Below are 20135 nucleotides of genomic sequence, written 5' to 3'. Positions count from 1 at the left end.
CTCGTCGTCGTCCCCCTCGGACCCGACGGCAAGGTCAACCTCTTCAACGGCTCCTGGAACACCACCCACCTCATCGCCGACGTCTTCGGCTACTACGTCTGACCCCGGTAACTCGAGCCCCAACGAACACTGGCCTGTGCCGCACCCCGTCAGGGGGCGGCACAGGCCAGTGTCGTGAGATCAGGACGTCAGTGCGTCAGTGCGTCAATGCGTCAGAACGCGATCCGGACCTTCAGCGCCGAGCGGTCGTCCATCGCCCGGTAGCCGTCCGGCACGCCGTCCAGGCCGACCGTGCGGTCGAACACGAGCCCGGGCTCGATGGCCCCGGAGAGCACGTCCGGCAGCAGCTCGGGGATGTACGCACGGGCCGGCGCGACGCCACCGTTCAGCGAAACGTTTCGGCCGAACATCTGGCCGATGTCGACGCCCGCACTGCCGCCGTGCGGCACACCCACATAGCCGACCGCGCCGCCGTCGCGGGCGATCGAGATCGCCGTCCGCATCGACTCCTCGGTGCCGACCGCCTCCAGCACGGCGTGCGCGCCCAGGCCGCCGGTCAGCTCCTTCACCGCCTCGACGGCGGCGTCACCGCGCTCGGCCACCACGTCGGTCGCCCCGAAGCGGCGGGCCAGCTCGGTCCGGGCGGGGTGGCGGCCCAGCGCGATGATCCGGCCCGCGCCCAGCCGGTGGGCCGCCAGCACGCCGCACAGGCCCACCGCGCCGTCACCGACCACCGCGACCGTCGCCCCCGGACGCACCCGCGCCGAGACCGCCGCGTGGTGCCCGGTGGACATCACGTCGGACAGCGCCAGCAGCCCCGGCAGCAGCTTCTCGTCGCCCACCGCCTCCTTCGGCAGCTTCACCAGCGTCCCGTCCGCGAACGGCACCCGCACCGCCTCGCCCTGGCCGCCGTCCGAACCGACCTGCCCCCAGAACCCGCCGTGCGGGCAGGAGGTCTGCAGCCCCTCCCGACAGAACTCACAGACCCCGTCCGACCAGACGAAGGGCGCCACCACGAGATCGCCCTTGCCGAAGCCGCGGACCTCGGTGCCGACCTCCTCGACCACGCCCAGGAACTCGTGCCCGATCCGCTGCCCGGGCACCCGCTCCGCCACCCCGCGGTAGGCCCACAGGTCGCTGCCGCAGATGCAGGCGTTCAGCACCCGGACCACGACGTCCGTCGGGTGCTGGATCACCGGGTCCGGTACCTCTTCGATCCGGATGTCGTTGGGTCCGTGGATCACGGTGGCGCGCATGCGTTCTTCCTCACACAAGCCCGGCCCGCGGGCCGGAAACGATCTCGACCAGGTGTACGACACCCCCGCCGACCACTCTATTCCGGCTCCCCGGTCACAACATTCCGACCGGCCCCGACCACCGCGCCCCTTATCCTGTTGGACCATGCAACCGATCCAGCCCGAGACGTACGGCGCGCCGCGGACCGCCCCGGTCCCCGCCCAGCGCTCCGCCGCCCCCGCCGAGGGCTTCGCGGTCGTCGACGTCGAGACCACCGGTCTCGGCCGCTCCGACCGCGTCATCTCGGCGGGCGTCTACCAGCTGGACCCGGACGGCGAGGTCACCGACCACTGGTACACCCTGGTCAACCCCGAGCGGGACCCGGGCCCGGTGTGGATCCACGGCCTCACCGCCGAGCTGCTCTCCGGCGCCCCGACCTTCCCCGAGATCGCCGACGAGTTCGCCACCCGCCTGGAGAACCGGGTCCTGGTCGCCCACAACGCGCTCTTCGACTGGAACATGATCTCCCGCGAGTTCTCCCGGGCCGGCCGCCGCGCCCCGGTCGAGCAGCGGCTGTGCACCATGGTCCTCTCCCGCGACCTGCGCCTGCCCCTGCCCAACGGCAAGCTCTCCTCGCTCGCCGCCCACTTCGGCGTCCAGCAGCGCCACGCCCACAACGCCCTGGACGACGCCCGGGTGCTCGCCGAGGCCTTCCGCCCCAGCCTGCACCTGGCCCGCAGCTCCGGCCTCACACTGCCGCTGCAGACCTGCGTCGCGGTCACCGACCTCGGCGAGGACGAGCCCGCCACCCCCGGTCGCGCCAACTGGACCGGCTCCCAGTACCGCCAGGCCAAGAAGCGCCCGCCCTGCCCGTACCCCAACCCGGGGCGCTGGGAGGACGGCAAGCCCCTGGTCCAGGGCATGCGGGTGGCCTTCACCGGCGACACCGCCACCGACCGCGAGGTGCTGGAGGACCGCACCGTCGAGGCCGGCCTGCACATCGCCACCTCGGTGAGCCGGCTCACCAGCCTGCTGGTCACCAACGAGCCGAGCAGCTGGAGCGGCAAGGCCCGCAAGGCCCGCGAGGTCGGCACCCCGGTGGTCACCGAGGACGCCTACCTCCAGCTGCTGCGCGAGGTCGCCCCGCACCCCGGTGCGTGAGCCCGTTGTGAGGTCGGCGTACGGTTCCCATGTGTACCGTTTTCTGCTGACCCGGCAGTGGCTGATCACCATGCTGATCGCGCTGCTGCTGATCCCCGCGACGATCAAGCTGGGCTTCTGGCAGCTGCACCGCCACGAGGCGCGGGTGGCCCGGAACGAGCTGATCGGCAAGGCCCTCACCGCCTCGCCCGAGCCCTTCGACACCCTGTCGCCGACCCCCGGCGCCGCGGTGCCCACGGACCTCACCTGGCGCGCGGTGACGGCCACCGGGCAGTACGACCCGGCGCACGAGTTCGTGGTCCGCAAGCGGACCGACTCCAACGGGACCATCGGCTACTTCGTCGTGACCCCGCTGAAGCTCTCCGACGGCAAGGGCACCGTCCTGGTCAACCGCGGCTGGGTCGCCTCCGGCGACGGCGCCACCGAGTACCCGCCCGTCCCGGCCGCCCCCACCGGCGAGGTCACCCTCACCGGCCGCCTGCGCTCCGACGAAACCGCCGGCAGCAGCGGCGGTTTCGTCAGGGACCGGGCCGGCCTGCCCGCCCGCCAGTTCAACCTGATCAACACCGAGCAGCAGTCCAAGGAGACCGGCACCACCCTGCTCGGTGGCTACCTCGAACTCACCGGCACCACCCCGGCCCCGGCCGACCAGCCCGAGCTGATCCCCGAGCCCAACCACTCCGACATCGGCCCGCACATGGCCTACGCCATCCAGTGGTGGCTGTTCACCGCGATGATCCCGGTCGGTGTCTGGATCCTCATCCGCCGCGAAGCCAAGGACCGCGCCAAGCAGGCGGCCGAACCCGAGGTCCCCCTCGACGCCCTCCCGGCCTAGAGCACGTCCTCCAGCTCCCGCAACAACCGCGCCTTCGCCCGCGCCCCCACCACCGACCGCACCGGCTGCCCGTCCCGGAACACCATCAGCGTCGGCATCGACAGCACCCCGTACGCCGCCTGCGTCCGGGGATTCCTGTCCACGTCGACACTCACCACCCGCAGCCGGTGCGCCTCCTCCCGCGCGACGTCCGCCAGCACCGGCGCCATCATCCGGCACGGCGGGCACCAGTCCGCCGTGAAGTCCACCAGCACCGGCCCCTCCGCTGCCAGCACCTCCGCGGCGAACGTCTCGTCCGTCACCGCCGGTACACCCGCGATCTCCACCATCGCCTACTCCTTCGTCAGTTCACACAGTGGCGGCTGCTCGGAAACCGCGAGCTCGTCCCGCGCCCGCACCGCCCGCTCGAACTGCCCGGCCACCTGCTGCCGGACCTCCCGCAACCGCGCGATGCAGTCGTCCAACTCGGCCAGCTTCCGCCGGTACACCTCCAGCGAAGCCGGACACGAGTCGCCCTCCGGGTGCCCCGCCCGCAGACACTCCACGAACGGCCGGGTCTCCTCCAACCCGAACCCGAAGTCCTGCAGCATCCGGATCTCCCGCAACAGCCGCAGATCCCCCTCGTCGTACGCCCGGTACCCGTTGCCCTCTCGCCGAGCCGGCAACAACCCCAACTGCTCGTAGTACCGCAACGCCCGCGTGGTCGTCCCCGCCCGCTCCGCCAACTCCCCGATCCGCACGCCGAACCGCTCCTCCCGTACAGCCGCAACGACCGTAATCCTTGCCCCTGACGTCAACGCCAGCCATCACCCGCACCCACCCAGCCCCCAGCATCCACCCCCATGGGCAGTCTGAAAATCATCCAGCCCCCGGAGCGGCCACCCCCGGAGCCGCCCCCGGCCACCCACCCTCCCGGAAGCCACCCCACACAAACACCCCCCACCGGGCAAGATGTCCCCCATGGATCTCGGACTCAAGGACAAGGCCTACATCGTCACCGGCGCTACCCGAGGCCTCGGCCTCGCCGCCGCCCGCGAACTCGCCGCCGACGGCGCCCGCGTCCTCATCAGCGGCCGCACCCAGCAGGCCGTCGACGCCGCCGTCACCGAACTGAACACCCTCGGCACCGCCCACGGCCTGGTCGCCGACAATGCCGCCCCCGACACCGCCGAGCGTCTGATCGCCGAGGCCCAGGACCGCTTCGGCCGTCTCGACGGCGTCCTGATCAGCGTCGGCGGCCCCCAGGCCGGCCCGGTCGAGACCACCCCCGAGTCCGCCTGGCGCGACGCCTTCGAATCCGTCTTCCTCGGCGCCCTCCGGATCGCCCGCACCACCGCCGCCGCCCTCCACGACGGCGGCGTGATCGGCTTCGTCCTCTCCAGCTCGGTCCGCCAGCCGATCCCCGGCCTGGGCATCTCCAACGGCCTGCGCCCCGGCCTGGCCATGGCCGCCAAGGCCCTCGCCGACGAACTCGGCCCCCGCGGCATCCGGGTGCTCGGCCTGCTCCCCGCCCGGATCGACACCGACCGGGTCCGCGAGCTCGACTCCCTCGCCCCCGACCCGGCCGCCGCCCGTACCCAGCACAGCGCCGGCATCCCGCTCGGCCGCTACGGCACCCCCGAGGAGTTCGGCAAGGTCGCGGCCTTCCTGCTCTCCCCCGCCGCCTCCTACCTGACCGGCATCATGGTCCCCGTCGACGGCGGCGCGCTCCGCTCCCTCTAGAACACCCCGCCCACACCACTCGCCTACACCACCCGCGGATGCCCCCGCCGACGCCGACGCCGACCCCACCAGTGCCGACGCTCGACGGGGGCCTGCTGCGACACCCGGATCCGCAGGTCCGCCGGCAGCTCCGCCAGCCCCAGGCTCCCCAGGGCGTCCACCCGGGGCCCGTCCTCGAAGTGCTCCACCAGCCCCACCGGATCCCCACCCGGCGTCAGCCGTACGGCCCCGCGCAGCCGCGGATGCCGCGGCGCCCGCACCAGCCGCACCCCCACCCGCTCGACCTCCGGCAGCACCACCGTCCCGTTCTCCACCGCCTCCTCCAGCGCCCGCGCGCTCACCCGCAGCCGCAGCCCGCCCACCCCCGGCGTCGACACCGCGATGCTGGACAGCCCGGTCCGCCGCAGCTGCGCCACCAGCCACCACGCCATCCCCGCCACCAGCACCGACAGTCCCCCGATCACCGTCGGCCACCACCAGGAGGACCCGACCCACCGCGCCCGCGAACGCGTGCTGACCACCGGCTGGTCCGGCGAGGTGAGCGGCCACCGGTTCGGCGGATCGACGCCCAACCGTCGGTACAGGTCCAGCCCTCCCGCCAGCACCAGCACCCCGACCCCCAGCAGCACGACCCCCACCGCCCCCAACAGCACCCGGTTGACGACCGTGCGAGTCACCCCGCCGCCCCCTCCCCCACCCCACCGGCGCCCCCGCCCGGCGCCCCGTCAGCGGCCCCGCCGGCCACCCGACCCCCCAGGGTCCGAACGTCCAGCCGCAACGGCCGCGCCAACCCCACCCGCCCCAGTTCCTCCCGCAGTTGCCGCTGCACCGCCGCCGGATCGGTCGGCCCGCTCACCGCCACCCGGATCCTCCGTCGTCCCACCCGGATCCGCAGGTGGTCGATGCCGTGCAGCCCCGCAGCCCGGTCGGCCAGCAGGTGCCCGATCCCGCCCTTGTCGATGGCCGCGCTCGTTCCCCCGTACGGCCGCAGCACCAGCCACCGCCGTAGCCCGGGCGCGACGGCCAGCCACAGCAGCCACCCGCCCAGCAGGGTCGCGACCCCGGCCCCCACCAGCACCCACAGGTCGTCCAGGTGACGTGTCGCCAGCTCGTCCGCGATCCGCGCCCGCCACCGCTTGGCCGGCTGCCCGGCCCGCACCGCGATCACGTCGTACAGCAGCGCCCCCGCCATCACCAGCACCCCCGCGGCGACCAGCGCCGCCGCCCCGGCCCGGGTCGCCCGCAGCCGGGACACCTTCTCCCCGGCACGCGAGGAGGCCACGGCCTGCGCAGGTTCCCCGGGCTCCGCCGGCTCGCCGGGCGCCACGGCCTCCGAGGGCTCGCCGGTCCCGGCGCCGCTCACCACGTTCCCCAGGTGACCAACTTCTCCACCACGACGACCACTTCGGACACCCTGGTCCCGGTCAGCCCGGCCACCTGTGCCCCCACCCGCTCCCGCAGTCCCCGGGCCAGCCCCGCGAGGTCCGCCGGAAACGGCAGCTCGACCGCCACCCGAACCCTCACCGTGCTGCCCGGCACCGCCACCGACACGTGGGGCGGCGCGGCCTTCACCGAGCGCCCGGCCCAGACCTCCGCGAGCACCTCCCGCACGGCCTGGTCGGCGATCCGGGCGTAGACGCGGTCCGCGACCCGCAGCCGCCCCCGCCGGGCCGGGACGGCCGCAGCGGCCCCGGGGGCCCGCATCAACGCCGCCGGTCGCGACCGCGGAGCAGGTCCCCGAGGTCGCCCAGCTCGATGTCGCCCTCCAGCAACCGCCCGGCCACGAAGCCGACCAGCCCGAGCGCCGCCACCAGCAGGAACGCCGCGAACCCGCCGAAGTACCCGGCGAAGCCGAGGGCCATGCCCACTACCAAGCCGACCATGGCCAGGTTCATCCGCTACTCCCTCGTCCTCCGCCGAACTCGTCCTCCGCCGAACACCCCCGGCCGACCCCGCGGCCGGGTGCTATTTGAGCTTGGGCCGCTGCCCCGGCGTCGTCACCGGCTCCTCTTCCTCCTCGAACTCCGGTTCGTCCGGGAGGTGGACATCGTTGACCGCGATGTTGACCTCGACGACCTCCAGGCCGGTCATCCGTTCCACCGCGACGATGATGTTCTCCCGCACCTGGCGGGCCAGTTCGGGGATCACCACGCCGTACTCGACCACCAGGGCGATGTCGATAGCGGTCTGCTTCTCGCCGACCTCGGCCTTGATCCCGCGTCCGATGCTGGACTTGCCGCCGGGCACCCGGTCCCGCATCGCGCCGAAGGTGCGGGCCAGCCCGGAGCCCAGGGCGTGGATGCCGGGGACCTCCCGGGCAGCCATCCCGGCGATCTTCTCGACCACCCCGACGGCCAGCGACGTCCGGCCGCGCTCGCCGACCAGACGGCCGCCGTCCCCGCCGCCGCCCGTGCCGGGGCCAGGACCAGGGCCCGGCTTGGCACCGGGCGGGCCGGGGGTGGGGGCGTTGCCGGGGGTCTTGTGCAGGGTCGCGGGCGTCGGAGTGTCAGGCATGGGGGCGCATCTCCCGTCGTACGGCTCCAGCTATAGCGCAGACCTCCACAACTCTGGCATTTCACCACGCTCCCCGCCCGCCGGGAGCGCCTCCAGGAGCAGTCCGGGAGCCGCCCGGGGAACGCCGAAGACCCGCCCCCGGCGTTTCCCGGGGGCGGGCCTTCGCACGAACGGCCTACGGGCTCAGTCGCCGATCCCGGCCAGCTCCCGCAGCCGCCGCGCCTGCGCCACCCGTTCGGCGGACCGCTGCTCCTCGAAGGAGCGCCCGGCGGCCCCCTGCAGCAGTGCCTTGGTCTCGATCACGGCACCGCGCGGCGCGGCCAGCAGGGCGGCGGCGAGGTCGCGGGCGGTGGCGTCCAGCTCGGCACCGGGGACGGCCAGGTTGGCCAGCCCGATCGCGGCGGCCTCCTCCGCTCCGACCCAGCGGCCGGTCGCGCAGATCTCCAGCGCCCGCGCGTAGCCGACGAGTTCGACCAGCGGCTTGGTCCCGGCGAGGTCGGGGACGAGGCCGAGCGAGGTCTCCTTCATCGCGAACTGCACGTCCTCGGCGACCACCCGCAGGTCACAGCCGAGGGCCAGCTGGAAGCCCGCGCCGACGGCGTGGCCCTGGACGACGGCGATGGAGACCAGGTCGGCGCGGCGCCACCAGGTGAAGGCCTCCTGGTACGAGGCGATGGTGTCGTCCAGCTCCTTGTCGGTGGAGCCCGCGAGCTGGAGGAAGGTGGGCTCGCCGGGGATGCCCTCGGCGGTGAACATGGCCCGGTCCAGCCCGGCGGAGAAGGAGACGCCCTCCGCACGCAGCAGTACCACCCGGACACTGCCGGGCAGTTCGCGCCCGGCGGCGGCGAGGGCGCGCCAGAGCGCGGGCGACTGGGCGTTGCGCCGCTTGGGCTGACAGAGGGTGACGACGGCGAGTTCTCCGTCGATCTCCAGGCGGACGCCGTCCCGCTCCCAGCTCGGGGCCTGCGGTTCGGTGGCGGGGGCGGTCATGCGGGGACCTCCGGTGGCGAGGGACTTGGCTACCGGAGAGTAACAAACCTGGGCGCGGACGGGCAGGGCCCCGGCCCGGAAAGATCGGAACGGACGGGAGGACTCCGGATCCGGACATGACGATCGGCGGCCGGCCCACTCGACCCGAGGGCGGACACCCGGCTGCGGTCAGCCGTCGTCTCCTCGGTCGGCGCCGTGCCGCCGCGTCATCCAGCCATGAGCTGATGGACCGTCAGGAACCGGCCCCAGCAGTCACCTTGCTCTTGCCCCGCGTGGCACCACCGCGGCCCCGGAGGATCACTCCGGACTCGCTCAGCATCCGGTGCACGAAGCCGTACGAACGACCGGTCTCCTCCGCGAGAGCGCGAATGCTCGCCCCGGAGTCGTACTTCTTCTTGAGATCGGCCGCGAGCTTCTCACGCGCGGCACCGGTCACCCGGCTGCCCTTTTTCAGAGTCTCGGCCACCCGTGCCTCCTCGTAGCGTTGCTCGGTCAGATTCCCATGATCACCCATCCACCGCGTCCTGGCCACCCATTCGACAAGGTCGATGTCGCAAATGCGTGGTCCCGCGGTGGTGATCCGAGCGCATCAGGGCGCTCACGCAGAGTGCACGCCCCCGAGTGGGTGCCGCCGTTCGCCGCGAAAGGGCTGATCAGCAGTGTCGGCCCGACCACGATCGAGTGGCGGGCCGACAGGAAGTCCTTAAACGGAATCCGGGTCTACTTCATTCCCGGACACGCCGAGAGGACTAGATTTTCTGGTCCGAAAAGCGGATGCGGCGTCTACTTCCGGTCAGGCCAGGTTGACGAGATCGGCGTAGGCCGGACTCCAGAGGTCCTCCACCCCGTCCGGCAGCAGGATGATCCGCTCCGGCTGGAGCGCGTCGACCGCGCCCTCGTCGTGGGTGACCAGCACAACCGCGCCGCTGAACTCGCGCAGCGCACTCAGGATCTCCTCGCGGCTGGCCGGGTCGAGGTTGTTGGTGGGCTCGTCCAGCAGCAGCACGTTGGCGGAGGAGACCACCAGGGCGGCCAGCGCCAGACGGGTCTTCTCACCACCGGAGAGCACCCCGGCCGGCTTGTCGACGTCGTCGCCGGAGAACAGGAACGAGCCGAGGATCTTGCGGATCTGCACCAGGTCGGTGTCCGGCGCGGACGAGCGCATGTTCTCCAGGACGGTGCGGTCCGGGTCGAGCGTCTCGTGCTCCTGCGCGTAGTAGCCGATCTTCAGGCCGTGGCCCGGGATCACCTCGCCGGTGTCCGGCTTCTCCACCCCGGCCAGCATCCGCAGCAGGGTGGTCTTGCCGGCGCCGTTGAGGCCCAGCACGACGACCCGGGAGCCGCGGTCGATCGCCAGGTCCACGCCGGTGAAGATCTCCAGCGAGCCGTAGGACTTGGACAGGTCGGCCGCGGTGAGCGGGGTCTTGCCGCAGGGGGCCGGGTCCGGGAAGCGCAGCTTGGCGACCTTGTCGCTCTGGCGTACCTGCTCCAGCCCGGAGAGGAGCTTCTCGGCACGGCGGGCCATGTTCTGCGCGGCCACCGTCTTGGTCGCCTTGGCGCGCATCTTGTCGGCCTGCGCGTTCAGCGTCGCGGCCTTCTTCTCCGCGTTGGCGCGCTCGCGCTTGCGGCGCTTCTCGTCGTCCTCGCGCTGCTGCTGGTACTGCTTCCAGCCCATGTTGTAGACGTCGATGGCGGACCGGTTGGCGTCCAGGTAGAAGACCTTGTTGACGACCGTCTCGACCAGGTCGACGTCGTGCGAGATGACGATGAAGCCGCCCTTGTAGGTCTTCAGGAAGTCCCGCAGCCAGACGATCGAGTCGGCGTCCAGGTGGTTGGTGGGCTCGTCGAGCAGCAGCACGTCGGAGTCCGAGAACAGGATCCGGGCCAGCTCGACGCGGCGGCGCTGACCACCGGAGAGGGTGTGCAGCGGCTGGCCGAGGATGCGGTCCGGCAGGCCCAGCGCGGCGGCGATGGTGGCGGCCTCGGCCTCGGCGGCGTACCCGCCCTTGGTGAGGAACTCGGTCTCCAGCCGGGCGTACTTCTTCATCGCGTTGTCCCGGGTGGCGCCCTTGCCGTTGGCCATCCGGTCCTCGTTCTCGCGCATCTTCTTCAGCACGGTGTCGAGGCCGCGGGCGGAGAGGATGCGGTCCTTGGCGAGGACGTCCAGGTCGCCGGTGCGCGGGTCCTGCGGGAGGTAGCCGACCTCGCCCGAACGGGTGACGGTACCGGCGGCCGGCAGGCCCTCGCCGGCCAGCACCTTGGTGAGCGTGGTCTTCCCGGCGCCGTTGCGACCGACCAGGCCGATCCGGTCACCGGCGGCGACCTTGAAGCTCGCGGACTCGATCAGGACCCGGGCACCGGCGCGCAGCTCAAGGGCGTTGGCGGAAATCATGGCTGGGAACTACTCCTGGGACGTGGGCGGGCGGCCGGGTCCGGGCCCGGGCAGCGGGAAGGGGGCTTCATCGGCGGTCGGCGCGGTCGAAGGGGCGCCGCCGCCCGCTATTGCCCGGAGAAGATAGCCATGGCGGCCAGTCTACCGGGCCGCGCCGAACGCCCCAGGGGGTTACCTCCCTGGGGTACCCGAAGCGCCTCGGCTACTGCTGCGCCGCAGCCGGCTGGTCGGTCGCGGAGGCTGCCGGGGCCGTCGGCTGGTCGGTCGCCGGGGCCGCCGGGGTGGCCGCGACGGCGGGGGCGTCCGCGGTCGGGCTCGCCGACGGGTCGGCGCAGCCGCCCTGCGGGCGGACCGCGGCGAACGGGGCGTCGAGGGCGCCGCAGGCCGTCTCGGGCGCGGCCGCCTTGGTGTCGAACACCCTGGCCGGGACGATCGGGCCGTCGGTGATCTCCACCCGGCTGCTGTCCAGCACCTTGATCGCCGCCGCCGGGCCGGTGCTCATCGCCCAGCCGTTGCTGTCCAGCCGGTAGCCGGTGATGCCGCCGGAGACGGCCAGCCCGCTGCTGTTGGTGCAGCTGCGCGGGATGAGCACCGCGTAGTCCGTGTGGACGGTGCGCAGCGGGTCGTAGAGGCAGCCGTTGGAGGGCCGGTCGTTGTAGCGCAGGTCGCCGTCGGCGTCGCGCAGGCCCATGGTCAGGTTCGGCGTCACCACGGCCAGCCAGGGCGAGCCGCCCCGCTGGACGGTGTGCAGCGCGGCGGCCGCCCGCTGCACGGCGGTCTGCTTACGCTGGGCCTCGGTGCGCTTGTCGGCGCCGGGCTCGCCGTCGGCGCGCAGGTAGTCCGCGAGGCCCGGCACTGCGCGGTGCCAGCGCACCTCGTGGTCGCCCGGGCGCACCGAGGTGACCAGGCCGTCGTCCCAGACCACGATCGCGTTGTCCCCGGCCATCGCCACGTAGAGCGCCTCGGCGCCCTCGCGGCGATACGACCAGGCCCGGTCGCCGGTCGTCTTGTGGTAGGCCTCCAGTGCGGGGCCGACCACCTTGAGGTCCAGGTCGGCCGAGTTGACCGACTGCGAGTTCACCGGGGTCGCCTCGGCGTCGCCCGGCCCCGCCACCCGGTCGCCGAACGGCACCGGCTTGTTCGCGTGTGCCGCCGCACCGGCCGCAAGGACCAGCATCACCGCCAGGGCAGGCAGGATCGACCGGGGGGTGAGTACACGCGGCGGCTTCCAGGACACGGCCGGAGCGTACCTTTCACCGGGCGGGCGAGTCAGCCCGGATTCGCCGCTCGCGCATGGTGTCGGCCGCACTGCCCGCCGCGCGCGCCCGTCCCGTACGCCCACCCGCCCACCTGCGTCGTCGGGCCCTCGGCCGGGTGGCCGGGCGCTCGGCGGTAGGCCGCGCGGGCCCGGTCGGAACGTTACAGAGCTGATACACGGACGCCTCCGGTCGGGTGTTGCGGCAGACGGCGTTCGAATACCGCCCACTTTAGGGTGACATTCGGCTTTTCTTCGCTCCGGCGGCCCTACTGTCGGCGGGCGTGACGCCACGGTCCGTCCCCGGTCGTCACCGTCCGCCCCGCTCGCGACGCCCGGAGGAGAGACCATGCGAATCGGCCGTCTGACGCTGGCCGCCGCCGCTCTGCTGCTGATGGCCACGGCCAGCGTCCCGGCCGGGACGCCGGTCGGCCGGGACGACCGGCACGCCCTCTCCTCGGACGCCTTCGAGCCGCGCGGCGCCGCCCCCCGCCCCCCGGTCCAGCGGCCGAGGCACGAGCCGCCGTTCGGCGCCTTCGTCGGCTCCTGGGACGAGTACATCCCGCAGATCGGCAGGTACGCGCGCTGGCTCGGCGACGCCAACATTCAGGTCGGCCACACCTATCTGGCGGGCAACGGCTGGGCCGACATCGAGGGCGAGCCGATCGTGCTCGGCATGTGGTCGCAGTGGCGACTGGCCGACCCGGCCCGGATGCTGGTGCTCGGCGTGCCGATGCTGGTGCCCAACGAGGCGAACGTGCCGGACGGCGAGGTCGCCAAGCTGCTCGCCCAGGGCAGCCGCGGGGACTTCGACAGCCACTTCCTCCGGCTCGCCCGCCGGCTGGTCGCGCTCGGCGGCTCGGACACCGTCATCACCCTCGGCTGGGAGATGAACGGCATCACCTACACCCACCGCTGCAAGCCCGACCCCACCGCGTGGAAGGCTTACTGGCGGCGGATCGTCGGGGTGATGCGCTCGGTGCCCGGGCAGCGGTTCCGCTTCGACTTCAACCCGACCCGGGGCCTGGACGCGATCCCGTGGACCAAGTGCTACCCCGGCGACGACGTGGTCGACATCATCGGCATGGACAGCTACGACCAGCCGGCCGGGAGCACCTTCGACGACTACGTGCGCGAGCCGTACGGCCTGCAGGACCAGGTGGAGTTCGCCGCCAAGCACGGCAAGCCGGTCTCGTACCCGGAGTGGGGGCTGTTCCGCAACGGCGACAACCCCGAGTTCGTCCGGCGGATGGTCGAGTGGATGCGCACCCACGACACCGCCTACCAGACCGTCACCGACTACTGCCCGCACGGCTTCTTTCAGTGCAAGAGCAATCCGCGCTCGACCGCCGCGTTCAAGCAGCTGATGTCCGGTTCGCGGGGGGCGCCGGCGGTGGTGCCGCCGGCGGGCCCGTCCTCGGCCGGGACGCCCTCGCGGCGGTGAGCGGCGGTCAGGGTGGGCGCTCAGCCGCGGCGGCGGGCCAGCAGGGCCTCCCGCAGCTTGGGGAAGCGGGTCCGCAGCAGGTGCGCCGCCGAGTGCCGGGCGTGCACCGCCCCGGCCCGGGCGGCGGCCGCCGGGGCCGCCCCGGCCGGCCCCAACAGCAGCCACTGGTTGTGGAGTTGGTCCGGCCGCCAGCGCTGCTTGTACGGCTCCTGGCCGCGCATCAGGCCGAGCAGCGGGATGCCCGCGCCGACCGTCTCGTCCAGCGCGGCGTTGAACAGCAGCCCGGCGATGTCCAGCCGCTCGCGCAGCGCCGGATGGGCGCCGTACAGGTACAGCCCACCGAAGGAGGGGCAGAGCAGCAGCAGGTTCACCGCGACCAGTTCGTCGTCCAGGTGGAACTGGTGGACGGCCGCCCGACCGGTGGCGACCAGCCCGGTGGTGGACTCGGTCAGGTGCCGGGCGAAGCGCTCGGTCCGGTGCTCGGGGGTGACACCGCGGTCCTGCCACTGCAGGAAGTGCAGCCGCAGCAGCCCCTCCAGCGCGGCGGGCACCTCGGCCGCCGGCGTGGGGCGCACCTGCACCCCGGCCTCGGCGATCTTGCGCATCTTCACCCGGCTGCGCTGGGCGGTCTTGCCGGGCACCCGCTTGAGCAGCCGCTCCATCGGGACGGCCGGGAGGTACTGGCAGAGCGAGTCCCGGTAGCGCCGGCGGGACCCGCGCCAGTGCTCGTACACCCGATGCACCGCCGCCTCGGGGTGGATCTCGCGCAGCTCCAGCCAGTGCCAGGGCCGGGTGAGCGGGAGGGCGGCGGCGAACTCGGCGGCGGCCCGGTCGGCGCACTCGTCGTCGAGCAGGATGTCGCCGTAGTCGACCAGCCCGGCGCCCAGGCCGGTCAGGCCGCCGAACGGGCCGGGGCGCCGCATGAAGGCGCCCGCGCCGACCAGCCGGCCGTCCCGACGGACCAGCACCACCAGCAGCGCGCCGGGGCGGCCGTAGTGACGCCACCAGGAACGCTGCCAGGCGGCGGCCTGGAAGAAGGTGGCGGTCCGGCAGCGGGCCGCCAGGTCGTCCCACTCCTCGGCGAGGGTGTCCAGGGCGTCGTCCTCGCGGCGCAGCTCGGTGGTCCAGGCCGGCGCCGCCGACTGGGCCGGCAGGCCGGCGGCGCGGGCCTCGGTGCTCATCGCTTGCTCCCGGCGGCGGCCTTCTCCTTGGCCGAGGGCTTGGCGGCGGCCTCGGGCGCGGCCTTCGACTCGGGCTCGGCCACGGCTTCGGCGCCGCTCTTCGGCTCGGCCTTCGACTCGCGCTTCGACCGGGGCCGGGGCTCGGCCTCGGCGTCCTGCTCCCCGCTGCGCGGGCGGGGGGTGGCCGGGGCCTCGGCCGGCTCGGCGGCCTGCGGAGCCGCGGCGCTCTCGGCGGTCTCGACGCTCTCGACGGCCTCGGGCTCGGCGGCGGCCCCGCCGCGGCGGCGGGTCATCATCACCAGTGACCCGAGCAGCACCCCGGCCGCGGCGCCGACCGCGACATCCAGCTTGCCGGAGGGCGAGGCCGGCTTGTCCGGCTCGGCGGCCGGGGCCAGCGTCACCAGCCGGACGTTGGTGTCCTTGCTGCTGGTGTTGGCGAAGGAGACCAGCGAACCGGCCACCGCGTCGGCGGTCTGGGCGGCCTCCTGGGCGCGCTTCCCGGTGCCGGTGATCTCGATCATCGGCGCGTCCGGGGAGGTCGTCCCCGACACCAGGGACTCCAGCTCGCCCCGGGTGTGGCCGGTCTCGGCGGCCGCGACCGCGAGCACCTGCGGCTGGCCCGCCAACCGCCCGTAAGCCTGGGCGAAGTTGGTCGCGGTCGCCGCCTCCCCCGGGTTCTGCGGCACCACGAGGACGTAGGCGGTGGCGGAGTACGAGGGGTGCGAGACGACGGCGTACCCGGCGCCGGCCGCGGCGCCCAGCGGCACCGCGAGCGCCACCGGCCACCAGCGGCGGATCAGGTGACGGGCGCTTCGGCGCGGTGTGGTCATGGGCGTGGCTCCTTGGGCTTGGGACGGCGGTACCGGCGGCGGGCGGTCAAACGCGGGCCAGCCGGTCGTAGAGGGCGCCCAGGTCGGCGGCGACCCGGGCGATGTCGTAGTGGCCGACGGCCGGCGGGTGCGGCAGCGGGTCGGCGGTGTGGCCGCTCAGCTGCCGCAGGTCGCGCAGCGCGGCGGCGTACGCGGCCGGTTCGGAGGGGATGCGGCGGGCCTGCGGGGCGGCGCTGGGCGGCAGTTCGTCCAGCGCCGGGCAGGCGCTGTGCCGCACCGGCAGCCCGGCCGCGAGGCCCTCCAGAACGCCGAGGCCGAAGGTCTCCGCGGTGGAGGGGGCGACCAGCACGTCCATCGCGGCCAGCAGGTCGGGCACGTCGTCGCGCTCGCCGGTGAGCACCAGCCGCTCCCGGACACCGAGCTCGGCGGCCCGCCGCTCCAGCGCGGCGCGCTCGGATCCCTCGCCGACCAGCACCAGCCGAGTGGCCGGGTCGAGCTCGACCAGCGCCTCCAGCAGCACCTCGAAGCGCTTGCCGGGGACCAGCCGGCCGACCGCGCCGACCACCCAGCCGCCCTCCGGCAGGCCGAGTTCGGCCCGCACCCGGCGGCGGGCGGCGGTCCGCTCGGCGGGCGGGCGGCGGTAGCCGGCGGTGTCGATGCCGTTGGGGATCAGCTCGATCCGGCCCGGCGGGACGCCCCAGGAGCGCAGGGTCTGGGCGACCTGGCGGGAGACCGCGACGGTGGTGCAGCCGAGCCGCTCGGCCGCCAGGTAGAGGCCCTTGACGCCCCGGGTGACCGGCCGGCCCTCGATCACCCCGGCGTGCAGCGAGTGCTCGGTGGAGACCACCGCGCGCACCCCGGCCAGCCGTGCGGCCAGCCGGCCGTACAGCTGCGCCCGGTAGAGGTGGGTGTGCACCACGTCGTAGCGGCCGGCCCGGACCAGCCGGACCAGCCGGGGCAGCGCGCCGAGGTCCCGGTTGCCGCGCATGCCGAGGTGGTGGACAGTCACGCCGTCGGCGCGCAGCGCGTCGGCGACCGCGCCGGGGTTGGTCAGGGCGAGCACCTCACACCGCTGGTGCGGCGGCAAGTGCCTCAGCAGCAGGTGAAGTTGGCGCTCGGCACCGCCGGAGGCGAGCCCGGTGACGATGTGCAGGACCTTCACGTCCGACGCCCCTTGCAAACACTCCGCAGCTCGGCGACGGCGTCGCGCAGCTGGTGCCGACCCTTCTTGGCACGCAGCCGCCAGGCGCCGTCGCGGTCGCCGACGTAGCAGCGCGGCAGGGCGAAGCGGCCGGTGAGCGGGGAGTGGGCGATCGCGCAGGCGTAGTCGTACCCGGCGTCGCGCACGGCCAGGGCGGCGGGCAGGTCGACGGCGCCGTACGGGTAGCAGAATCCGGTGACGGGGCCGTCGACCACCTCCTCCAGCAGGTGCCGGCTCTCCCGGGTCTGCATCGCGAGGACGTCGGCGGGCAGGCCGGGCAGCGCCTGGTGACCGAGGCCGTGCGAGCCGATCTCCCAGCCGGCGGCGGCGAGTTCGGTGACCTCCTCGACGGTGAGCAGCTCCTTGCGCGGGCCCTCGGTGTCCCAGCCGTTGTCCTGCCCGAGCAGGTCGGCGACCACGTACGCGGTGGCGGTGAAGCCGTACGCCTGCAGAATCGGTACGGCGTAGCGGGCGAAGTCGGCGTAGCCGTCGTCGAAGGTCAGGCCGACCAGTCTGTCGCCCCGGCCCTGGGCCCGGGCCCGCATCAGCTCGCGGACCGAGACCCCGCGCCGCCCGTGCCGGTGCAGCCAGGCGATCTGCTCGGCGAACCGCTCGGGGCTGACGGTGAGTTGGTAGGGGTCCGCCTCCTCGACCGCCACCGAGTGGTACATCAGGATCCACGGCGAGGAGGAGCCGGGGGCGGTCGGTTCGCCGACCGGACGGCGGCTCCTGGGCAGTCGCGCCCGGTCGGGCGGGGCGTTGGTGACGCCCGCCTGGGCCGAACGGACGGTTCCCCGTTCATTGTCCATGGGGAAGCTTCCCTTCATCGGCGACGGTTGGCGGGTCCAGAGGCCCGGTTTGCCGGTTCAGAGGCCCGGTCGAGGGGTTCAGGGCCCGGGCGGCGGCCAGGACCGGGCCGCGCACCTCGCGGGCACCGAGGCCGGTGCCGAGGACGGCGAAGGCCAGCGCCACGGTGAGGCCCCCGAGGAGGGTCGAGAGCAGCGGATCGTCGGCCAGGTCCGCCACGGCGGTGCCGAGCACGGTGGCCCCGGCGGCGGCGGCGACCAGCCGTGCGTGGCCGCCGAGCACTCGGGGCAGCCGCAGCGGGATGCCGCGCAGCACCAGGCCGCGCAGCAGCAGCACCGCGGTGGTGGTGATCCCGGCTGCGTTTCCGGCGGCGAGGCCGAGGGCGCCGAAGCGGCTCGTGGCGAGCAGGCCGACCGCCACGGTGACGCCGAGGCCGAGCACCATCGCGGCGGCCGGGTACCAGTCCAGCAGTCGGCGGCCGCCGTCCTCGGTACGCGGGTCGTCGGCCCGGCGGACCACCGGGCGCAGCGAGAAGTACGGGCGGATCATCACGCCGGTCAGCGCCTGGGCGGGCAGCCCGAAGCTGTACACGCGGATGACGTCGGCGGTGGCGGCGGTGTCGCCGGGGCCGAAGGCACCGCGCTCGAACAGCAGCGAGACCACCGAGGGGGCGCAGGCCATCAGGAAGGCGGTGCCGAGCAGGACCACCGCCGCGGCCTGGCCGAGGTCCTTCTCGACCCGGTCGCGGGCGGCGGTGAGGTCCCCGGCCGCGAGCGCCCGGGCGACCAGCGGGAAGGTGACGGTGCAGATCAGGATGCCCGCCGTCATGGCGAGTTGGGAGACCTTGGCGGCGTAGTTGAGGTGCGAGATGGTGCCGGGCGGCAGGGCCGAGCCGAGGTAGCGCTCGACGAAGACCTGGGCCTGCCGGGTCAGGGTGAAGGCCGCCACCGGCAGCAGGGCCAGCGGCATCGGCACCAGGCTGCGACGGGAGCGCCGGTTGCGGCCGGTGGCGGCCTGGCCCCGGCGCAGGAACGGGCCGGTCAGCAGGCCGGCCATCAGCAGGCTGCCGAGCGCCACGCCGAAGGCGGCGGAGCGGACGCCGAGGTGGCCGTGGAAGCCTTGCAGCAGGGCCAGGATGCCGAGGTTGTAGGCGACGTAGATGCCGGCCGGGGCGGTGAAGCAGTGGTGGGCGCGCAGCGCGGCGGCCAGGTAGCCGACCAGTCCGAACGGCAGCACGGTGATCGCGGTGATCCGGGTGCAGTCGACGGCCAGGCCCGGATCGCGCAGGCCGGGGGCGAGCAGTTCGACCAGCTGGGGGGCGCCGAGCGCGGCGGCCAGGGCGAGGCCGCTGAGGGCGAGCAGCAGCCACGGCAGGGTGGCGCGGACCAGCTGGCGGACCGGGTCGGGGGCGTCCGGGTCCTCCTCGCGCAGCACCAGGGCGAGGGCGAAGGCGGGCACCATGAGGAAGGACATGGCGTCCTCGATCAGCAGCGGCGCGGCTGTCTCGGGAACGGTCCAGGCGACCAGGAAGGCATCGGTGCCCTGGTTGGCGCCGAAGTAGCGGGCCAGCAGGAGGTCGCGCAGCAGTCCGAGGCCGGAGCCGGCCGCGCTGAGCACGGCGGTGATGCCGAAGGCCTTGGCGAGGAAGCCGCGCCGGGGCGCCGGGGCGCGCCCGGGGGGCGAAGGCGGGAAGGGGGCGCTGCGCGGGGCCGGGAGGGTAGAGGCGAGCACGGCCGGCCGGTCGGTGGTCACTGGTCCGCCCCCTGGACGGCGGCGCGGGCGGCGAGGCCGAGGACGACGGAGGTCAGCACGGTGGTAGTGCCGCCGATGTCGGCGTACAGGAAGTCGACCAGCACCCAGGTGAGCAGGGCGAGCGCGGCCAGCGCCGGGCCGCGGCGGTGCCGCAGGCAGCCGAGCAGCAGGCCGAGGAAGAGCGCGGCGTAGGCGGTGATGCCGATCAGGCCCTGCTCGCTGAGCACCAGGAAGTACATGTTGTGCGGGGAGAGCAGCGGCTCGCGCTGGAAGCCGATGGTGGAGTCGGCGGCGTCGCTGCCGGAGGACAGCCGCAACGGGGCGTGGCTGTCGCGCAGCTTCGGGAAGGCCTTCGGTCCGGCGCCGTGCACGGGGTGGTCCTGCCAGATCCGCCCGGCGGTGGCCCACAGGTCGTAGCGGTCGGAGACGGACTGGTCGGGGGCGGCGGAGACGGAGCCGATCGAGCTGAGGCGTTCGGTGACGCCGGAGGCGCCGAGGCCGAGGCCACCGACCAGGACGACCGCGGCGGCGAGGCCGAGGACGGCACCGCGCACCAGCAGTCGGGCGTCGACGCGCAGCAGCAGGACGGTGGCGGCGACGGCGGTGGCGATCCAGCTGCCACGACTGAAGGAGACGGCGAGCGGGAAGGTGAGGAAGGCGGCGGCGGCGAACATCGCCCGCCGCAGCCGGACGTTTCCGGTGGGGCCTGGGGGGGGGGGGGGCCCCCCCCCCGGGGGGGGGGGGCCCCCCCCCCCGCCCCCCGCCCCCCCCCCCCCGGGGGGGGCCGGGCGGGCCCGGCGCGACCACCCGCCCCG

General features: G+C 74.0%; 22 protein-coding genes. 4 read left to right on the top strand and 18 right to left on the bottom strand.

Annotated elements, in window-relative coordinates:
• Positions 1–212: 212 nt before the first annotated feature.
• A complete protein-coding gene (locus ACIRYZ_RS38350) occupies positions 213–1256 on the bottom strand; it encodes a zinc-dependent alcohol dehydrogenase family protein (protein WP_402953176.1) in 1044 nt (347 codons plus the stop codon).
• Positions 1257–1401: 145 nt separating this feature from the next.
• Here ACIRYZ_RS38350 and ACIRYZ_RS38345 point away from each other — a divergent pair, with 145 nt between their 5' ends.
• Positions 1402–2397, top strand: a complete 996-nt coding sequence (locus tag ACIRYZ_RS38345; protein WP_402953175.1) for a DEDDh family exonuclease — start codon at positions 1402–1404, stop codon at positions 2395–2397.
• A 31-nt stretch (positions 2398–2428) separates the two neighbouring features.
• Complete coding sequence (locus ACIRYZ_RS38340; RefSeq protein WP_402953173.1) at positions 2429–3232, top strand: SURF1 family protein; 804 nt, start codon at positions 2429–2431, stop codon at positions 3230–3232.
• Here ACIRYZ_RS38340 and trxA read toward each other — a convergent pair.
• Both trxA and ACIRYZ_RS38330 read right to left on the bottom strand, forming a co-directional pair.
• Positions 3229–3561, bottom strand: a complete 333-nt coding sequence (trxA, locus tag ACIRYZ_RS38335) for a thioredoxin (RefSeq protein ID WP_402953172.1) — start codon at positions 3559–3561, stop codon at positions 3229–3231. The two genes, ACIRYZ_RS38340 and trxA, sit on opposite strands and share 4 nt — an antisense overlap.
• Positions 3562–3564: 3 nt before the next feature.
• Positions 3565–3972, bottom strand: a complete 408-nt coding sequence (locus ACIRYZ_RS38330) for a MerR family transcriptional regulator (protein WP_402953170.1) — start codon at positions 3970–3972, stop codon at positions 3565–3567.
• A 220-nt stretch (positions 3973–4192) separates the two neighbouring features.
• Here ACIRYZ_RS38330 and ACIRYZ_RS38325 point away from each other — a divergent pair, with 220 nt between their 5' ends.
• Complete coding sequence (locus ACIRYZ_RS38325) at positions 4193–4954, top strand: SDR family oxidoreductase (protein WP_402953169.1); 762 nt, start codon at positions 4193–4195, stop codon at positions 4952–4954.
• Positions 4955–4977: 23 nt separating this feature from the next.
• On the opposite strand, the gene ACIRYZ_RS38320 is transcribed toward ACIRYZ_RS38325, so the two are convergent.
• The 9 genes from ACIRYZ_RS38320 to ACIRYZ_RS38280 form a co-directional block, all read right to left on the bottom strand.
• A complete protein-coding gene (locus tag ACIRYZ_RS38320) occupies positions 4978–5631 on the bottom strand; it encodes an alkaline shock response membrane anchor protein AmaP (RefSeq protein ID WP_402953167.1) in 654 nt (217 codons plus the stop codon).
• On the bottom strand, positions 5628–6317 hold the full coding sequence (locus ACIRYZ_RS38315) for a DUF6286 domain-containing protein (RefSeq protein ID WP_402953166.1): 690 nt from the start codon (positions 6315–6317) through the stop codon (positions 5628–5630). The genes ACIRYZ_RS38320 and ACIRYZ_RS38315 overlap by 4 nt, the downstream gene beginning before the upstream one ends.
• Positions 6314–6658, bottom strand: coding sequence for a hypothetical protein (locus ACIRYZ_RS38310; protein WP_402953164.1), 345 nt, complete (start codon positions 6656–6658; stop codon positions 6314–6316). Before ACIRYZ_RS38310 ends, ACIRYZ_RS38315 begins: the two co-directional genes overlap by 4 nt.
• Positions 6658–6849: a hypothetical protein gene (locus tag ACIRYZ_RS38305; protein ID WP_387618127.1), complete on the bottom strand. Its 192-nt coding sequence runs from the start codon at positions 6847–6849 to the stop codon at positions 6658–6660. The genes ACIRYZ_RS38310 and ACIRYZ_RS38305 overlap by 1 nt, the downstream gene beginning before the upstream one ends.
• 70 nt (positions 6850–6919) lie before the next feature.
• Complete coding sequence (locus tag ACIRYZ_RS38300) at positions 6920–7468, bottom strand: Asp23/Gls24 family envelope stress response protein (RefSeq protein ID WP_402953162.1); 549 nt, start codon at positions 7466–7468, stop codon at positions 6920–6922.
• 183 nt (positions 7469–7651) lie between these two features.
• Positions 7652–8458, bottom strand: a complete 807-nt coding sequence (locus ACIRYZ_RS38295; RefSeq protein ID WP_402953161.1) for an enoyl-CoA hydratase/isomerase family protein — start codon at positions 8456–8458, stop codon at positions 7652–7654.
• A 232-nt stretch (positions 8459–8690) separates the two neighbouring features.
• Positions 8691–8924: a helix-turn-helix domain-containing protein gene (locus ACIRYZ_RS38290; protein ID WP_402953160.1), complete on the bottom strand. Its 234-nt coding sequence runs from the start codon at positions 8922–8924 to the stop codon at positions 8691–8693.
• Positions 8925–9251: 327 nt separating this feature from the next.
• Complete coding sequence (gene abc-f, locus ACIRYZ_RS38285; protein ID WP_402953158.1) at positions 9252–10850, bottom strand: ribosomal protection-like ABC-F family protein; 1599 nt, start codon at positions 10848–10850, stop codon at positions 9252–9254.
• A 202-nt stretch (positions 10851–11052) separates the two neighbouring features.
• On the bottom strand, positions 11053–12087 hold the full coding sequence (locus tag ACIRYZ_RS38280; RefSeq protein WP_402953157.1) for a hypothetical protein: 1035 nt from the start codon (positions 12085–12087) through the stop codon (positions 11053–11055).
• 367 nt (positions 12088–12454) lie between these two features.
• On the opposite strand from ACIRYZ_RS38280, the gene ACIRYZ_RS38275 reads away from it, so the two are divergent.
• Positions 12455–13549 carry a glycoside hydrolase family 26 protein gene (locus ACIRYZ_RS38275; protein ID WP_402953155.1) on the top strand — a complete coding sequence of 365 codons (1095 nt, stop codon included), beginning with the start codon at positions 12455–12457 and terminating at the stop codon, positions 13547–13549.
• Positions 13550–13569: 20 nt separating this feature from the next.
• Here the strand turns inward: ACIRYZ_RS38275 and ACIRYZ_RS38270 are convergent, their stop codons facing one another.
• Genes ACIRYZ_RS38270 through ACIRYZ_RS38245 form a run of 6 tightly spaced genes read right to left on the bottom strand, consistent with a single transcriptional unit; the run spans position 13570 to position 19994 of the window.
• A complete protein-coding gene (locus tag ACIRYZ_RS38270; protein ID WP_402953153.1) occupies positions 13570–14730 on the bottom strand; it encodes a GNAT family N-acetyltransferase in 1161 nt (386 codons plus the stop codon).
• Positions 14727–15560, bottom strand: coding sequence for a Wzz/FepE/Etk N-terminal domain-containing protein (locus tag ACIRYZ_RS38265; protein WP_402953151.1), 834 nt, complete (start codon positions 15558–15560; stop codon positions 14727–14729). Before ACIRYZ_RS38265 ends, ACIRYZ_RS38270 begins: the two co-directional genes overlap by 4 nt.
• Before the next feature lie 46 nt (positions 15561–15606).
• Positions 15607–16722 carry a glycosyltransferase gene (locus ACIRYZ_RS38260; RefSeq protein WP_402953149.1) on the bottom strand — a complete coding sequence of 372 codons (1116 nt, stop codon included), beginning with the start codon at positions 16720–16722 and terminating at the stop codon, positions 15607–15609.
• The gene (locus tag ACIRYZ_RS38255) at positions 16719–17570 is read right to left on the bottom strand and encodes a polysaccharide deacetylase family protein (protein WP_402953147.1); all 852 of its coding nucleotides are present in this window, start codon (positions 17568–17570) and stop codon (positions 16719–16721) included. Before ACIRYZ_RS38255 ends, ACIRYZ_RS38260 begins: the two co-directional genes overlap by 4 nt.
• A complete protein-coding gene (locus tag ACIRYZ_RS38250) occupies positions 17560–19320 on the bottom strand; it encodes a lipid II flippase MurJ (protein ID WP_402953146.1) in 1761 nt (586 codons plus the stop codon). Before ACIRYZ_RS38250 ends, ACIRYZ_RS38255 begins: the two co-directional genes overlap by 11 nt.
• Complete coding sequence (locus ACIRYZ_RS38245; protein ID WP_402953144.1) at positions 19317–19994, bottom strand: O-antigen ligase family protein; 678 nt, start codon at positions 19992–19994, stop codon at positions 19317–19319. Before ACIRYZ_RS38245 ends, ACIRYZ_RS38250 begins: the two co-directional genes overlap by 4 nt.
• Positions 19995–20135 lie beyond the last annotated feature (141 nt).

This window comes from Kitasatospora sp. NPDC101155 (genome assembly GCF_044768305.1).
GTDB lineage: Bacteria > Actinomycetota > Actinomycetes > Streptomycetales > Streptomycetaceae > Kitasatospora.
The sequence above is the reverse complement of the archived record's forward strand: the minus strand, read 5'-3'. Positions and strand labels throughout refer to the sequence as shown.

Bases quoted from the DNA above. Each gene is read 5' to 3' on its own strand.
- ACIRYZ_RS38255 (WP_402953147.1), bottom strand. From the start codon at position 17,570: ATGGACAATGAACGGGGAACCGTCCGTTCGGCCCAGGCGGGCGTCACC.
- trxA (WP_402953172.1), bottom strand. From the start codon at position 3,561: ATGGTGGAGATCGCGGGTGTACCGGCGGTGACGGACGAGACGTTCGCC.
- ACIRYZ_RS38275 (WP_402953155.1), top strand. From the start codon at position 12,455: ATGCGAATCGGCCGTCTGACGCTGGCCGCCGCCGCTCTGCTGCTGATG.
- ACIRYZ_RS38300 (WP_402953162.1), bottom strand. From the start codon at position 7,468: ATGCCTGACACTCCGACGCCCGCGACCCTGCACAAGACCCCCGGCAAC.
- ACIRYZ_RS38295 (WP_402953161.1), bottom strand. From the start codon at position 8,458: ATGACCGCCCCCGCCACCGAACCGCAGGCCCCGAGCTGGGAGCGGGAC.
- ACIRYZ_RS38270 (WP_402953153.1), bottom strand. From the start codon at position 14,730: ATGAGCACCGAGGCCCGCGCCGCCGGCCTGCCGGCCCAGTCGGCGGCG.
- ACIRYZ_RS38305 (WP_387618127.1), bottom strand. From the start codon at position 6,849: ATGAACCTGGCCATGGTCGGCTTGGTAGTGGGCATGGCCCTCGGCTTC.
- ACIRYZ_RS38345 (WP_402953175.1), top strand. From the start codon at position 1,402: ATGCAACCGATCCAGCCCGAGACGTACGGCGCGCCGCGGACCGCCCCG.
- abc-f (WP_402953158.1), bottom strand. From the start codon at position 10,850: ATGATTTCCGCCAACGCCCTTGAGCTGCGCGCCGGTGCCCGGGTCCTG.
- ACIRYZ_RS38265 (WP_402953151.1), bottom strand. From the start codon at position 15,560: ATGACCACACCGCGCCGAAGCGCCCGTCACCTGATCCGCCGCTGGTGG.
- ACIRYZ_RS38245 (WP_402953144.1), bottom strand. From the start codon at position 19,994: ATGTTCGCCGCCGCCGCCTTCCTCACCTTCCCGCTCGCCGTCTCCTTC.
- ACIRYZ_RS38310 (WP_402953164.1), bottom strand. From the start codon at position 6,658: ATGCGGGCCCCCGGGGCCGCTGCGGCCGTCCCGGCCCGGCGGGGGCGG.
- ACIRYZ_RS38325 (WP_402953169.1), top strand. From the start codon at position 4,193: ATGGATCTCGGACTCAAGGACAAGGCCTACATCGTCACCGGCGCTACC.
- ACIRYZ_RS38350 (WP_402953176.1), bottom strand. From the start codon at position 1,256: ATGCGCGCCACCGTGATCCACGGACCCAACGACATCCGGATCGAAGAG.